Origin of the sequence: Salmonella sp. SAL4457, assembly GCF_046548235.1 — a bacterium.
GTDB classification, from domain to species: domain Bacteria; phylum Pseudomonadota; class Gammaproteobacteria; order Enterobacterales; family Enterobacteriaceae; genus Salmonella; species Salmonella enterica.
In genome coordinates, this window is the sequence record NZ_JBGDZO010000065.1 from 1 (window position 1) to 443 (window position 443).

General features: G+C 65.2%; 2 protein-coding genes. Both read left to right on the plus strand.

Annotation, left to right across the window (positions count from 1 at the left end):
- Positions 1-311, plus strand: a 311-nt coding sequence (locus ACLJNW_RS23240) for an aldehyde dehydrogenase family protein (RefSeq protein WP_410961091.1), incomplete at its 5' end; no start/stop codon positions are given.
- 15 nt (positions 312-326) lie between these two features.
- Positions 327-443: NAD(P)-binding domain-containing protein (locus tag ACLJNW_RS23245; protein WP_410961092.1), on the plus strand; the 117-nt coding region annotated here is incomplete at its 3' end.

A 443-nucleotide genomic window follows, 5' to 3' on the forward strand; every position in this document is an offset into this window, starting at 1 on the left:
GCCTGGAGCAGGCGATCCGCCTGATCAACGAAAGCCCCTACGGCAACGGCACCTCGATCTTCACCAGCTCCGGCGCCGCGGCGCGGACCTTCCAGCACCACATCGAGGTCGGCCAGGTGGGCATCAACATCCCGATTCCGGTACCGCTGCCGTTCTTCTCCTTCACCGGTTGGAAGGGCTCGTTCTACGGCGACCTGCACGCCTACGGCAAGCAGGGCGTGCGCTTCTACACCGAGACCAAGACCGTGACCGCGCGCTGGTTCGACAGCGACAGCGTGGCCGGGACCAACTTCTCGATCCAGATGCGCTGAAAGGGAGACGGACCGATGACCGACATCGCATTCCTCGGCCTGGGCAACATGGGTGGGCCGATGGCCGCCAACCTGCTCAAGGCCGGCCACCGGGTGAATGTCTTCGACTTGCAGCCCAAGGCCGTGCTGGGC